8 protein-coding genes are annotated in these 14376 nt (G+C 67.8%); 2 read left to right on the top strand and 6 right to left on the bottom strand.

Going from position 1 to position 14376, the window contains the following annotated elements; translation table 11 throughout:
• Nucleotides 1-32: 32 nt before the first annotated feature.
• Together def and arsC are read right to left on the bottom strand one after the other, a co-directional pair.
• Nucleotides 33-548 (bottom strand): peptide deformylase, encoded by a 516-nt coding sequence (gene def / locus DYQ94_RS15590; protein WP_126966658.1) that lies wholly within the window; start codon nt 546-548, stop codon nt 33-35.
• 195 nt (nt 549-743) lie between these two features.
• Nucleotides 744-1166 (bottom strand): arsenate reductase (glutaredoxin), encoded by a 423-nt coding sequence (arsC, locus tag DYQ94_RS15585; protein WP_126966696.1) that lies wholly within the window; start codon nt 1164-1166, stop codon nt 744-746.
• 666 nt (nt 1167-1832) lie between these two features.
• On the opposite strand from arsC, the gene DYQ94_RS15580 reads away from it, so the two are divergent.
• Nucleotides 1833-2246: a post-PEP-CTERM-1 domain-containing protein gene (locus DYQ94_RS15580; RefSeq protein WP_160955008.1), complete on the top strand. Its 414-nt coding sequence runs from the start codon at nt 1833-1835 to the stop codon at nt 2244-2246.
• Nucleotides 2239-3897 (top strand): PA domain-containing protein, encoded by a 1659-nt coding sequence (locus tag DYQ94_RS15575; protein WP_126966657.1) that lies wholly within the window; start codon nt 2239-2241, stop codon nt 3895-3897. The genes DYQ94_RS15580 and DYQ94_RS15575 overlap by 8 nt, the downstream gene beginning before the upstream one ends.
• 235 nt (nt 3898-4132) lie before the next feature.
• On the opposite strand, the gene DYQ94_RS15570 is transcribed toward DYQ94_RS15575, so the two are convergent.
• Genes DYQ94_RS15570 through bcsA form a run of 4 tightly spaced genes read right to left on the bottom strand, consistent with a single transcriptional unit; the run spans nt 4133 to nt 14326 of the window.
• Nucleotides 4133-8662: a cellulose biosynthesis protein BcsC gene (locus tag DYQ94_RS15570; protein ID WP_126966656.1), complete on the bottom strand. Its 4530-nt coding sequence runs from the start codon at nt 8660-8662 to the stop codon at nt 4133-4135.
• On the bottom strand, nt 8644-9825 hold the full coding sequence (gene bcsZ / locus DYQ94_RS15565) for a cellulose synthase complex periplasmic endoglucanase BcsZ (RefSeq protein ID WP_237474953.1): 1182 nt from the start codon (nt 9823-9825) through the stop codon (nt 8644-8646). Before bcsZ ends, DYQ94_RS15570 begins: the two co-directional genes overlap by 19 nt.
• Nucleotides 9822-12137: a cellulose biosynthesis cyclic di-GMP-binding regulatory protein BcsB gene (gene bcsB / locus DYQ94_RS15560; RefSeq protein WP_126966655.1), complete on the bottom strand. Its 2316-nt coding sequence runs from the start codon at nt 12135-12137 to the stop codon at nt 9822-9824. The genes bcsZ and bcsB overlap by 4 nt, the downstream gene beginning before the upstream one ends.
• A gap of 44 nt (nt 12138-12181) precedes the next feature.
• Nucleotides 12182-14326: a UDP-forming cellulose synthase catalytic subunit gene (bcsA, locus tag DYQ94_RS15555; RefSeq protein ID WP_126966654.1), complete on the bottom strand. Its 2145-nt coding sequence runs from the start codon at nt 14324-14326 to the stop codon at nt 12182-12184.
• Nucleotides 14327-14376: the final 50 nt, after the last annotated feature.

Here is a 14376-nt window from a genome sequence, read left to right as displayed (position 1 = left end):
TGTCACATCCGGGTGCAGCTGCGACCGATGGCCTACAGGTCGTAGGACAGCACGTCTTCGAAGCCGAAGGTGGCGAAGTTCTCGATCCGCGAGGGATACAGGCGGCCGACCAGATGGTCGTACTCGTGCTGCACCACGCGTGCGTGGAAGCCTTCGGCCTCGCGCTCGATCAGGCTGCCGTCCGGCGCAAAGCCGCGGTAGCGAATGTGGCGATAGCGCGGAATGACCGCACGCAAGCCGGGAATCGACAGACACCCTTCCCAGCCGTTTTCCATTTCTTCCGACAGCGGTTCGATCTGCGCATTCGCCAACGCGGTGCGCGGCACCGCCGGCGCATCGGGATAGCGTTCGCTGGCCTCGAAGCCGAACACCATCAGCTGCAGGTCCACCGCGATCTGCGGTGCGGCCAGGCCGACGCCACGCGCATCGTCCATGGTCTCGAACATGTCGGCCACCAGCGCGCGCAGCTCGGCACTGCCCAGGTTGGTCACCGGCGGCGCCACGCGCAGCAGGCGCTTGTCGCCCATGCGGATAATCTCGCGAATCATCTGACTGCTCCCGGGAAACGTTGCGGCGATTTTAAGACCTGTGCGGTAGGTGGGGGTGAGGTTGGGGAGTCGGGATTGGGGAATCGGGATTAGGGATTGGTAGCTGGGGCGTCAGTGGCGCTGCTTGGCGTTTCGCAGCTTGATCGGAGTTGGCTGCGCTTGATGTGGAGCGACTGCGTTTCGGGTATCTGTCTATCAGCCCGTTACGCGTTGCCCGGCATCGTCCAGCACGCGTTCGCCGTCTTCCTTGACGAAGCCGCTCGTCGCGTGCGGCAGCAGGTCGAGCACGCGTTCGGAGGGGTGGCACAAGCGCGTCCCCAATGCGGTTTGCACGAAGGGGCGGTTGATCAGGATCGGATGCGGGAGCATTGCGCTCAGCAGCGCTGCGTCGTCCAGCGTGGGATCGTCGAGTCCCAGTTCCAGATACGGGGTGCCTTTCTGACGCATGGCCGCGCGAACCGGGATGCCGGCGGCGGCGATCAGGGACTGCAGCGTTTCGCGGGTGGGCGGGTGCTGCAGGTCATCGACGATCTGCGGTTCGATGCCGGTGTGGCGGATCAGGGCGAGCGTATTGCGGGAGGTCCCGCAGTTGGGGGTGTGATAGATGACGGCGTGCATGGGAACCTGGTGCGCGGAGTCACCAAGACTGTAACGCGCTGCGGTCGAATGGCGCGCGGCGTGCAGAGCCAGCGCAGCGTACGCGCAGCCCGCGCCGATGCCGGGCATAAGCATCTCCCAGCAGGCCGGCAACGCATGGCTTGCGCGCATTGGTACGACCGCGCTACTTGCGTAGGCCGGGCCACTGGCCGGGTCGGACTACAGCCCCTCTCCCCTCGGGAGAGGGGTTGGGGTGAGGGTACGGGGCGAAGCTCAGGCGTACTCGCACCCTGCCCTCAACCTCCACCTGGCTTCGCTCGTACCCTCATCCGCACCTTCGAGGCACCTTCTCTCGGGGGAGAAGGGAATAAGTCGTCCAGATCTTGGCTGGCGTGAATTGTCCGTCGAGACCATGGGCTGGGGAGGCTTCCGGCCCGGTTGGTTCGTGTCAAAAATCTGGCCGATCTGGGGCCAGCTGCCGCTGTAATCCCCGGAAATTTCCCAACGCAACTGCGGCGATGACCGTTTCAGGCTCTCGCTTCGCATTCAGCGGCCTATATGTCAAAAGATTGACACACATCACGGATTCATGATTCAGTCATGAACAGACTGAAACGGAAGGATTCCCCCGATGCCGGTGTCTGCACGGCGTCCCTTTTCCCTGTTGGACTCAAGGAAACCCCAACGATGATGAGCTTTCGTAAGCCCGGATGGATGCTGTCCGGTGTGTTGTGCGTCGCCTGCCTGCCGGCCCTGGCCGTGGCGCAAGAGGCTGCAACCAGCAGTTCCAAGGTGGGTATCGATCCCGTCACCGGCAAGCTGCGCCCGCTGACCGACGCCGAGAGCGCGGCGCTGGATCAGCAGGCTGCGTCGGCTGCCCGCAGCAGCGCTGCCCGCACTGCGGTTCCGCAGACCGAATCTGCCGCACGCGCGACCGAGCGACGCCTGCCCAACGGCACCGTGGCGCGCAAGTTGCCGGCCACGCAGATGAGTTCGCTGATGGCGACCCGTCAGGCCGATGGCCGCATCGTCATCGAGCACAGCGAAGACGCCGACACCCAACCCGCCCACGCCGAGCACGGAGCGCTGCCGCATGAATAAGCCCTTGTTGCTGTTGTCCCTGGCCGTGGCTGCGGCCATCGCGCCGCTGCATGCAAGCGCCGCCAATGTCACGCTGATCAATGGCGATGCCGGCACCAGCGTCGGCTTGAACGATCCCACCAGCGCAGCGCCGTTGGGCGGCAATCCGGGGCGCTCGGTCGGCGAGCAGCGTCGCATCGCCTACCAGTACGCGATGGATCTGTGGGGCGCGGTGCTACAGAGCAATGTCGAGATCAAGGTGTATGCCTCGTTCGCGCGGCTGACCTGTACCGCCACCGGCGGCACGCTGGGCCAGGCCGGCCCGAACTGGATCGTCAACGACTTCCCCGGTTCCAAGCCCAATACGCTGTATCCGTCCGCGCTGGGCGATGCGATCGCCGGGCAGGATCTGGTCCCCGATCCCAGCGATCCGGCCGACGTGTTCTCGCAATTCAACGGCGATCTGGGCAAGCCCGACTGCCTGGCCGGCTCGGGCTGGTACCTGGGCCTGGACGGCAAGACGCCCGAAGGCCAGATCAACTTCCTCAACGTGGTGATGCACGAGATCGGCCACGGTCTGGGTGCGGCGGGCTTTCTCAACAAGACCACCGGCGTGCTCGGCTCGGGCAGCGGCCTGACCGACGTCTACACCGCGCAGGCCTACGACAACGTGCAGAACAAGCGCTTCGACGATCCGGCCATGACCAACGCGCTGCGTGCCGAAGCGATGCGCACGCCGGGTCGTACGGTGTGGGCCGGCACGCGCGTCAACCGCGAGGCGGCGCTGATCCTGGATCCGCGCACCCTGTTGCAGGTGAGCGCACCGGCCAGCGCGGCGGGCAAGTTCGAGGTGGGCTTTGCCAGCTTCGGGCCGCTGGCCACGGCGGCCAATTTCCCGGCCCGCGCAGTGGTGACGGTCAACGACGGAGTGGCTGCCGCATCGGCCAGCGATGGTTGCGAAACGCCGTTCGTCAACGCGGCCGAGGTGGCCGGCAAGGTTGCGCTGATCGACCGTGGCACCTGCGCGTTCGCGATCAAGGTCAAGAACGCACAGCTCAACGGTGCGGTGGGCGTGATCGTGGCCAATAACGCGGCCGGCGTACAGACGATGGGCAATGCCGCCCCGCCGATCACCGACATCACCATCCCGGCGATCATGGTCTCGCAGACCGATGGCGCGCGACTGAAGGGCAGCGCCGGAGTGGTGGCGGCGTTGTACGAAGACCCCGAGCTGTTGCAGGGCACCGATACCGCGGGCCGCACGCGGCTGTATTCGCCCAGCGTGGTAGCCGGCGGGTCGACGTTCTCGCACTTCGATACCGACCTGCAGCCGAACGCGTTGATGGAACCGTTCGATACGCCGGAAGTGCAGGCGCATCTGAACATCGACCTGACCCCGGCGCTGTTTGCCGATATCGGCTGGACACTCAATCGCGGGCTGGCCAAGCTGGGCAACTGCAATACGCTGGTGCCGACGCTGGAGACCGGCGGGCTGATTCCCGGCGCCAACATCTCGGCCGAAAACAGCCTGTGCAAGTCGCAGAACGCCGGCAACCGTCTGGGGTACCTGACCTGCATGGACGAGCACGCACGCGAGTTGCAGAACCAGGGTGCGATCAGCCGCATTCAACAGGCAGCGGTGTTTGTCTGTGCCACCAAGGTGCGCCCGTAACAACAGGCGCAGTCTGCGTTAATCGATGCAATGCGAACGGCGCCGGGAGGCGCCGTTCGTTTATCCGTGCTCACACTGTTCGCGCTGCGCCACACGCGGCGATGTCCACGCCCCACCGAGCGCGCGCGCGCCAGCATACGTGTACAGCGCGCAGCAAAACGCCGGCCAGAGACACCCGCCACAGCGCAGACCAACCGCCACGGCCAGAGGGCCGCGCAGTCGGTCTGCCTTGTCCTCAACGATCGGCAGCGTATGGCGAGGTCAGCACCTGTGGCGCACGACCCAGTGCCGCGCCCAGGCGATCCATCACGAACCGCAGATAGAGATTGCTGCTGAACTGGTTGTAGTCGCGCGCATTGTTGAAGGTCATGCGCCCGCCCAGGAACAGCTGCGGCGCCACCTGCCATTCGGCCGCGCCACTGAGATTGTAGGACACGCCGGTGCGGGTTTCGCCCGCATACACCGGGTCGGTGTAGCGGTTGACCAGCCCGAGCAAGGCCGCCAGCGAGGCGGCATCGTAGGCGGCCTGCTGCAAAGTCGGATCGGTCGGGAAATACGGCGAGGCGTCGGTGCTGAAGTGCTGCACGCCGATGCTGGCATCGACCTTCCAGTTCACCGTCTGACCGGCGCTGCGGCCGCTCCAGTGCACCGGAAAACCCAGGTCCACATAGTCCTGCGGGCTGAAGTAACCGCCGTGCCCATAGGTGAAGCCGCTGAGGTTCTTGTCGTACTGCATGGCGGTGAGATTGATGCCGGCCGTCAGCGACTGGTGCCGGGTTTCCAGTGCATGCACGTAGAAGCCCAGGTCGAGCTGGCGCTGGTCGTTGTCGGCGACGTTGTTGCCGAGCAAACGGTGCGCGGCAAGATTGGCATAACCGCCCAGCAGCCCATTGTCGGCAGTGGCCGACAACGACACGCCATTGCTGGTCACCCCGCCCCATTCGCGGCCGCTGCGGGCATCCTGCGCGCCGGCGAACGACAGCACGCTGTCGGTCACCGCGCGCCGCGAGGCTTCGGCCGACCAGCTCACCGCATCGCCAAGCTCGCCGCGATAGCCGACGCCGCCGATGAGGTTCTGTTCCTGGAAGCCGATCGGGGTGCTGCCGATGTCGGCACTGAACCCGCCATTGCGATAGCGCACACCGACGCCCACCCCGGTGTCGTCCTGGCTGAGCCGGCGCGCGCCGTTGCCGGTGGCGGCCATGGTATTGAGCGTGGCGGCCAGCCCGGTCGGAGTCTGTTGTGCGGCGGCGGTGCTGCCGGCCAGCGCGCGCAACGCGGCCGCATCGCCGGCGGCCAGCTGTTCGCTGAGCGCGGTATTGCCGAGGATGTCGCGCGCCAGTTGGGCGATCGGCGTGTTGGAGGCATTGATGCCGAGCAGGTAGGCCGGCAACGGTTCGTTGGCCAGCGCCGCCACGGCGGCGGCATTGCTGTTGTTGTTCTCGACCAGCAGTTCGTTGAACAGGCCGGTGTTCAAGGCGTAGCGACGCAGACGTTCGCGCGTGGCGGCGGTGTCGCCTTCGGTGGCGAGCAACTGGTACATCGACGAGCTGACCAGCGTATCGATCGGGCCGCGATCGGCCGCCAGCGCATCGTTGATGGCGGTCTGCGGGCCGCTGCCGAAGCGGCTGGCGGTGACGTAATCGGTGGTCAGCGTGCCGGCATCGACGATGGTCGGGGTCAGGGTGACGCCGAGCTTGCCGTCGCCGACCGCGAACTCGGCCTGGACCGGCATTTCGATATCGTCCAGGCGACCCAAACCGTCTTCGCCATCGCGCGAGCGGTACAACGCGCCGCCAGCGAGGTTGTCGCTGTTTTCCGACTGCACCGCACGCAACTCGTCGAGCACGCCGTTGCCGCTGCCGAGCGGCGGCAACGCCTGTGCGGCGGGCTTGGTCAGACGTGGACCGGCGTCTGCGGCGATCGGTGCGACCGCGCGCGCGGCAAGCAGCCCGTCGCCGCGCGACGACCCGCGCATGCGGCCGCTGGAGACCGGCAGCATGGCGGGCGCAGCGCCGGCGCTGATCGGCGGCGGCAATGCATCGCCACCATTGTCGGAAGGACCAATCGGTGTGGCAGCGGCGAATCGTGCAGAGCCCGGCGACGCTGCCACCGGTGCAACCGCCACGTCGCCATAGGCGCTACCGGCATCCATGCGCTCGGACAACACCGCCGGCGAGCGTGGCATGCCGCCGGTCATGCCGGAAAACGGATTGAGCGGGCGGCTGGAGGACGCGACCGCGGACGGACCACGCGCGGACGGCAGGCCATTGTCCAGTTGCCCGGCCTGACGCTGCTGCGCGGCCAGCGAGGCACGGAAATACTGCTCGGCCTTGCGGTTCTTGCCGGCGCTGCGATACACGCGGCCGGCCGCGGCCAGCACCTCCGGCGACTCCGGTGCCTGCGCCAGCGCGCGTTGCAGGTAATGCTCGGCATTGCGCAGGTCCGACTGCGCGGCCGCGCTGTTGGCGGCGGCAGTGAGCGTGTCCAGGTCGTCGGGATGACGCTGCAGGATCTGCTGGTAGATCGCCAGCGCCTGACGCTGGTCGCCGGAGGCGGCATACAGGCGTGCGAGCGCGGCCTGCGCATCGCGGCTGTCCGGCTGCTGGGCCAGGATCGGCGACAGCGCGTCGTAGGCGCCTTCCAGATTGCCGAGTTCGCGCAGCGCATCCACCTGGCGCAGCGTGTAGGCGCTGCGCAGGCGTTGATAACGACGCAGCTGTTCCGGGGTCAGGGTGGTGGCCTGCAACTGGCGCAGCACCGCCGACAGTTCGGCGTCCTGGTGCGCGCGCAGCAGCACGCCGGCATATTGCAGGCGATCTTCGCTGCGCACCGTGGCGCCGGTGACCAGACGCTGGGCCAGGGTCAGCGCGCGCGGGGCGTTGCCGGCATCGGCATGTGCGCCGGCCAGTGCGGCCAGCAACTGCGGGTCGTCGAGCTGATTGCCCAGCGCGGTTTCGGTGCGCGCCAGCAACTGCTGCGCGTCGCCGGGCCGGCCCTGCTCCACCAGCAAGCGTGCCTGACGCGCCTGCAGTTCGATCCAGGCGGTGGTGCGCAGCTGGGTCATTTCCGGCGTGCGCGAGGCGACCGGAATGCGCTCCAGGCTGTCGTAGGCGCCCTGCCAGTCGCCGCTTTCCTGCGCCAGCAAGGCGTTGGCCTGCAGCGCTTCGGGTTGGTCGCCATGCACGGCGAGCAGGCCATCCATCACGCTGCGGGCCTGGTCGGGGCGGCCGGCCTGTTGGTACAGGCGAGCCAGATCCAGACGGATCCAGGCATCGCCCGGGCGCTCGACCATCGCCGCTTCCAGCTCGGTCTGCGCGCTGACCGCATCGCCGGCTTCCAGCGCCTGGCGGGCGCGCGCACGCTGCACGTTGGAACGCAGCAAGGCCTGCCCCCCGGCTTTGGCACGTTCTGCGGCAGGCAGGCGATTGAACACGTCGCTGGCTTCCTGCATGCGGCCCTGGCGGCTGTACAAACCGACCAGGCCCTGCAGCGCGCCGGCATTGTCGGCATCGTGCGACAGCGCCTTGCGGTAGCTGGCCTCGGCGGCGGCCGGGTCGCTGGCGGCCTGCAAGCCGCCCAGCGCCACCTGCGCGGCCGGCTCGTTGGGCAGCAGCTGCACCGCCTGCTCCGCCAGCTGGCGCGCCTGTGCCAGATCGCCACGTGTGCGTGCGGCCTCGGCCTGCTGCAGCTGCAGCCAGTAGCGCGCGCTATCCAGCGCAGCTTTCCATTTGCCGTTATTCGCCGCGGCCGGGCGCAGCAGCTCCTGCGCTTCGGCAAAGCGCTGCTGACGCAGGCGCACCGAGCCCAGGCCGCCGAGCGCCTCCGGATCACGCGCACGTGCGCGCAACACCTGCGTGAAGCGTTGTTCGGCAGCGCCCAGATTATTGGCGCCCAGCGCACGGAAGCCTTCGCCCAGCAGCACGCCGTTGGAGTCGGCCGGCGCGGCGGTGGCCGCGCTGCGTTGTTCGCGCAGCTGGCCGAGTTTGGCGGTGACTTCCGCATCGGCCGGGGTGCCGGCCAGGAATGCCTGGTACAGCGGCGCATCGGCCATGCCGGCGTTGAGCCACAACAGCGCCTGGCGCCAGCTTGTGCGCGCCGGCCCGCCGACATCGGCGCGTTGCGCCAGCGTGCGCAGCTGCGCGATGCCGTCGCGGCGGGTGGGTTCGCGGTAACTCAGCACCTGCGCCAGCGCCAGTTGCACGGACGGGTTGCCCGGTTCGCTGGATTGCAGGCGTTGCAGGCCGTCACGCGCACGCTCCCAGCCGGTGGGGGTGCCGGCCAGCGACTGGTAGTACTCCAGCGCCAACGCCGGCGGCGGCTTGCCCGCGAACAGCGCGTCGTAGTTGCGCGCGGCTTCGACATAGCGCCCGGCCGCGGCGGCGCGGCGTGCGTTGCGCAGGTTCGGATCTTCGCCGGCAGCGCTGCTGCCACGGGCGCCGATCGCCACGCGCAGGCGCTGTGCCTGCGGCGATTGCGGGTGTGCCGCGTCGAGTTGCTGCAGGCGCTTGCGTGCTTCGGATTGACGGCCCTGCGCCAGATCGATCTGCGCCAGGCCGAGCAAGGCGTCGGGCTGATCCGGATCGACGCCAAGCAGCTTGCGCCAGGTGTCGGCGGCCAGATCGTCGCGGCCCTGGTCGTGCCAGTAATTGCCCTGCCCGACCAGTTGCTGGGTGGCGCTGGTCTGCGCCTGCACCGGCAAGGCGAGCAGGCACAGGTCGATCATGCCGACGAGGTACAGCGGGGTCAGTTTTTTGCGGAGCATGCAGGCGTTCTCCAGGCGGGCAGCAGGCGCCCGTCTGCGGCAAAGCGGTAGCGGTTCTCAAGCCAGCCCTGTCCGAACAGGGCCAGCGTGCGTTCGAAGTACGGCAGCACAGCGGCTGCCGCTTGTGCGGCGGCGGGAATGCGCTGCGCCTGCGCCTTGAGCAGCGCGGGCTGGCCCATCGCACTCAGGTAAGGCAGCAGCGCGGCAGAAAACCCGACCGGCAATGCGCCGCTGCCCACGCCGCGCGCGGTGTCGACCTTTTCCGCAAACGGGGTCTGTGCGGCGAGCAGGTCGGCCGGGCCGGACAGGTCGCGCAGCAAGCCGCTGCGCAGCGGCTCGCCGGCATCGAGCATGCCGGCCCACAGATACACGCGGATCGCGTCGTAGCTGCCGACGTTGCCGCGCTTCGGATCGGGGCTGAAGCGCTCGCCATCCCACACCGTCCAGTCCGGCGCAAAACCCACCGGCGCGCTCTCGCGCAACACGCGCGCGGCATTGCTGGCGATCGCCGCCCACGGCCCCTTGGGGTCGGCGTTGGCGCAGCGCCGCAGCACCTGGATCGGCAGGTAGCTGGGATTGAGCGTCCAGCGCTGCTTCTCGGCAAAGCCGGTGCGGCCGGGCAGCAACATCGCGCCCAGGCCCGGCAACGTGGCCACCTCCTGCTGGCGCATCAGTTGCAGGATCTGCTGGCCGGCCTTGCCGTAACCGGGCCGGCTCCACAGCCGCCCGGCTTCCAGCAGCGCGTAGGCAATCCACAGCTCGCCATCGCTGGCGGTATTGGCATCGAGCACGCGCCAGTTGCCGCTGCCATCGCGCCCCCACAACCACGCCGGCAGGTTCAGGTCCGGGCGGCCGCCGCACAGATTATGGCGGGTCCAGCCCAGCACCTTCTCGAACAACACCTGGTCGTTGTTGACCAGGGCGAAGAACAGCGCATACGACTGACCTTCGGAGGTCGAGCGCTGGTCCGGATTGAGGAAATCCACCACCCGCCCGTCGGGCTGGATGTGCTTGTCGACGAAGGCATTCCACAGCGGCCACGGCCCGCATTGGCCAGCCGCCGCCGCTGCGCGCGTGGGCAGCAGCGCAGCCAGGCCGGCCAGCGCACCGGCGCGCAGCAGGCTGCGGCGTGTCATCGCTGCGGCGCTGTCGTGCGCGCTCATGCGCTGCCGCCGTCGTTGAGCCGCTCGGCGGCATGCCGGCGCAGCAGCACGCGCGCGGCCAGCGCCAGCAACAGCGCCAACAGCACCACGGTCAACGCCAGCCACACCGGGTGGTGCGAGAAGTACCAGCGCAACCAGGTCGGGAGCGGCAGATGGCCGACGTAGTAGGTCTGGTTGCCGACCAGGCTGATGACCTTTTTCTGCTGCAGCAACACCACGCTGCCCTGGAAGTCCTTGAGCAGGGTCGGGTCGAACCAGGCATCGAACAGCCGGCTCATGTTGGCCGGGTCTTCGCTCTGGAACGCGACCACGCTGCGGCCGGACTTCAACGGCGATTCGAATCCCATCAACAGCACGTCGTCCGGCTGCGGTTGCAGCGCGATTTCGGTGGTGGTCGGCAGGTCGGTGCGGCGTGCATCGAAGGACAGGAAGCCAGGCAGTTTTTCCAGCACCCAATCGGTCAGCGCAAAGCGGGTCGCCTGCCCGTCCTGGCCCACCGGCAGCTGTGCGCGCCATTGCTTGAACAGCGGCTGCGACTGCGCACTGCCGAGCAGCAACAGGTCGCGGTCGGCATGCTGCTGCACCGCGCCGGCACCAATGATCTGCGCATGCAGCGCCGGATACCCGGTGGAGGCGCCGAAGCGTCCGAGCAGGGTCAGCACATTGCCCAGGTCCTGGTCGCCCGGATTGTCGGGCAGCACGATGGTGGATTCGGACAGATCAGCCAGGCGGGTGAAGGGGTAACCGGCATTGGCGAACGCGGCCAGGTTCGGCATCGCCATGTAGTGGTGGAAACCGCTCAGGTCGATGCTGGAATCGGCGTCGATGGCGCCGGACACATCCGGGAAGGTGTTCTTGCACTCCTCGCCCTGCGGGCGATCGAAGAAGAAGTGGAAGCGCAACTGGCTGTTGGCCGAGAACGCACCCACCGGCAATGTCAGATCCTGATGCACCGGCATGCTGCCGCGCGCGCCCAGGCTGTTCCACCAGCGCCTCGGGGTGGACTCGGCGAACGGGCGGCCGGTCAGCGGCAGCGTGGTCACGAACGACTCGTTGATGCTGACGTTGAGCGCAGACTTGTTATCCACGTCCGGCACCGTGTAGCGGTATTTCAGCGCGACCGGAATGCCGTCGCGCTCCCACACGAACAGGTCCGGCGGCAGCTGCAGGCCGACCCGGATCAGGTCCGGGTGATAGCCGCTGACATTAAGCTGGCCGGGCTGGGTCACCAGATCGCCGAAGCGCACCGGATGCTGGCTGGACACCCACTTGGGCGCATCGTACGGCTGACGCGGCACCGGCGCGCTGACCTCGCCGATGCGGGCGACCGCCCCGGTCAACGGCGCGCGCAAGGCCAGCGCGGTGGCGGCGCGTTGCAGGTCTTCGCTGTTGCGGCCGAGCACCAGCAGCAGCTTTCCATTGGGATCGGTCGGGTTGACCACCACTGCCACGGTCGGGCCACGGATATCGGCCACGCCACTGTCGGCGGTGGCGAACTGCTCAGGCAGCGTGCTGGGCGTGGCGAACACCACTGCGTTGCCGGTGGCCGGCAGCGCTTCGGTCGAGGCCGGGAACAGCGCGCCGCGGTAGCCGGCCAGGGCGCCGAACCACGAGGCGACCACGCCGGCCGCCTGCAGCGTGGCGTTGTCCGGGCGCTGCGGAAAGTAGAACGGCAATTCCAGCCGGCGCGTGTCGCGCACATCGAAGAACGGCACCGGCAACAACGCCAGGTTATTGGCCAGCGCCAGCGGCGTGGTGGTCAGCGACAGGCTGGTGGCCGCGTCCACATTCGCCCACAGGCTGCTGTGGTCCGGGTCTTCGCACTCGCGCGTGTAATGGCCGATCAACTGCAGGTTGAGCTGGTTGTAATCGGTGACCAGGCGCGGGTCGATCGGCAGATCGGCCGAGAGCAGCTTGCCGGCATTGGCCTTGTCGGCGGGCAAGGTGCCCACGGTGACGCCATTGATGGTGACCTTCAGATGCGACAGGTCCGGCAGCAGCGCGGGCGAATAGCTGTACTTGAGGTTGAGCGTGGCGGCGGTGACGATCTCGTCGCTGCGCACGCTGAAGGGCACGCCGGCACTGCCCTGCACGCCGCGCAAGGTGATCTCGTAGTCGATGCCGAGCTCGCGCAGGCTGGAGGTGCGGGTGCTGCCGGCCGGCATCGCTGCCGGTGCGGGCGGCGCGCTCGCGGCGGTGCCGTCCTGCCCGGTCGGCGTGGTCGTCGCCGTTGCCGGCACGGCCTGCTGCGCCTGCGCCAGGCCGGTCAGCAGGGTGAGCACACAGGTCAACACGGCCGGGGACATTCGCATCGGTGGCTTCTTGGCAGGGAAAAGGGAAACGGCAGGCGTCACGCTCACGACTCCAGATCCAGCGCGCGCGCCGGGCGGAAGCCCTGACGCGCACTGAGCGCGATATGCCCGCCCAGGCGTCCGAAGCCGCGCGCGCTGGCGGCCAGCACCTGGCCCAGCGAGCGCCAGAACGCATCGCGGTCGTGCTGGCCCCATTGCGACAGCCAGATGTCGGCGCGCGCAAAGGTCGAGGCCACCAGCCAGCGCTCCTGTTCCATCGACATCGCGGTGAACTGCACGCTGACCTGGCCGTCGCGGTCCTGCCGCACCACCGCCGGCAAGGTCTGCTCCACGCCGCGATGACTGAGGCCGATCTGCACCGGCAACCCCGGCTCGATCGGCTGCGGCTGGGCGAGCCTGATCGCCATGCCGCCGGTGGAAAAATTCAGCGAGCGACTGGGCAGCACGCTGCCATCGGGCAGATACAGATTGACCGGGACATCCAGCGGCACGCGATGGGCGCTGCGCACCTGGCGGGTTTCGCTGGCGGTGGCGATGGTGGCGCCCAGCAGCACCATGTTGTAAAGCGTCCAGGCCAGGTTGAACCAGATCGTCTGCTGCTCGCCGCTGCCGCCGACATAGATCAGGCGCAGCACGCCGGCAGCCACACCGGCCAGGTTGAGCAACAGCAGGAACAGGTATGGCTTGGCGATTTGCGCATCGAAATAACTGCGCGCCACCAGCCCGCCCTTGGGCGTGACGTTGAACTTGCCCAGCTTGGGGTTGAGCAGCGCGACCAGGGTGGGACGGAAGATGTACCAGGCCAGCGTGGTCTCGTAGACCTCATTCCACAGCAGATGGCGGAAGCGGCTCTGCACCCGCAGGTTGGTCAGATTGGCCTGCAGGAGGTGCGGCAACGCATAGGCCAGGATCATCAACGCCGAGGCCTGGATCACGTGCGCGCCGAAGAACAGATAGGCCAGCGGCGCAGTGAGGTAGATGATGCGCGGCAAGCCGTAGAAGAAGTGCAGCATCGCATTGAGGTAGCACAGCCGCTGCGAGAGCCTGAGCCCGCGCCCCAGCAGCGGATTGTCGATGCGCGCGATCTGCGCCATGCCGCGCGCCCAGCGGATGCGTTGCGCCACATGGCCGGACAGGCTCTCGGTGGCCAGGCCTGCAGCCTGCGGCACCGCCAGATAGGCGGTGCGATAACCGCGACGCTGCAATTTGAGCGCGGTGTGGGCGTCCTCGGTGACGGTTTCCACAGCCACCCCGCCGACTTCTTCCAGCGCGCTGCGCTTGATCACCGCGCAGGAACCGCAGAAGAAGGTCGCATTCCACTGGTCGTTGCCATCCTGTAGCAGGCCGTAAAACAGCTCGCCTTCGTTGGGCACCTTGCCATGCGTGCCCAGGTTGCGTTCGAACGGGTCGGGCGAGAAGAAATAGTGCGGCATCTGCACCAGGGCCAGCCTGGTGTCGCGCAGGAACCAGCCCATCGCCACCTGCAGGAAACTGCGGGTCGGAATGTGGTCGCAATCGAAGATCGCCACGTACTCGGCGTTGCACTTCTTCAGCGCGGCATTGATGTTGCCGGCCTTGGCGTGCGCGTTGTTGGTGCGGGTGACGTAGTTGATGCCGACCTCGGCACAGAAGTCGCGGAATGCGTCGCGGCGGCCGTCATCGAGCAGATGGATGGTGATCTTGCCGGCCGGCCAATCGATCACGCTGGCCGCCAGCACGGTGGTGCGCACCACCGACAACGGCTCGTTGTAGGTGGGAATGAACACGTCCACGCTCGGCCACAGGGCCTGGTCGGCCGGCAACGGCACCGGCTTGCGATCGAGCGGCCACAACACCTGGAAATAGCCCAGCACCAGGATCACGAACGCATACAGCTCCGCGCCCAGCAGGCCCAGGCCCAGGATGAAATCCACCGCGCTGCCCACGCCCATGGTCTGGGTCGTGCGCCACCAGATGTAGCGGCACGACACCGCCAGCGACATGCCCATCATCGTCAGCATCACCACCCGCCCGCCGCGCTTGCGCACCGCCAGCGCAACGGCGAACAGCACCCCGGAGAACACCAGTTGCTGGGTGACATCCATCGGCACGGCAACCACGAACACCAGCAGCAGGCCGCCCAACAACCACAGCGCCCAGGTCGCCAGCATGGGCAGCGGTGATCCGGAACGGCGGCTGGCAGCAGTCATCAGATAATCCTTCAAGTGTGGCGGCGTGCGGCAAAACGAGGCGAAACGGG

It is taken from the genome of Xanthomonas sp. LMG 8993, assembly GCF_009835065.2.
GTDB classification, from domain to species: domain Bacteria; phylum Pseudomonadota; class Gammaproteobacteria; order Xanthomonadales; family Xanthomonadaceae; genus Xanthomonas; species Xanthomonas arboricola.
Note: the sequence above shows the minus strand (reverse complement) of the source record. Positions and strands in the feature narration are given on the sequence as shown.

Bases quoted from the DNA above. Each gene is read 5' to 3' on its own strand.
- def (WP_126966658.1), bottom strand. From the start codon at position 548: ATGATTCGCGAGATTATCCGCATGGGCGACAAGCGCCTGCTGCGCGTG.
- arsC (WP_126966696.1), bottom strand. From the start codon at position 1,166: ATGCACGCCGTCATCTATCACACCCCCAACTGCGGGACCTCCCGCAAT.
- DYQ94_RS15580 (WP_160955008.1), top strand. From the start codon at position 1,833: ATGATGAGCTTTCGTAAGCCCGGATGGATGCTGTCCGGTGTGTTGTGC.
- DYQ94_RS15575 (WP_126966657.1), top strand. From the start codon at position 2,239: ATGAATAAGCCCTTGTTGCTGTTGTCCCTGGCCGTGGCTGCGGCCATC.
- DYQ94_RS15570 (WP_126966656.1), bottom strand. From the start codon at position 8,662: ATGCTCCGCAAAAAACTGACCCCGCTGTACCTCGTCGGCATGATCGAC.
- bcsZ (WP_237474953.1), bottom strand. From the start codon at position 9,825: ATGAGCGCGCACGACAGCGCCGCAGCGATGACACGCCGCAGCCTGCTG.
- bcsB (WP_126966655.1), bottom strand. From the start codon at position 12,137: ATGCGAATGTCCCCGGCCGTGTTGACCTGTGTGCTCACCCTGCTGACC.
- bcsA (WP_126966654.1), bottom strand. From the start codon at position 14,326: ATGACTGCTGCCAGCCGCCGTTCCGGATCACCGCTGCCCATGCTGGCG.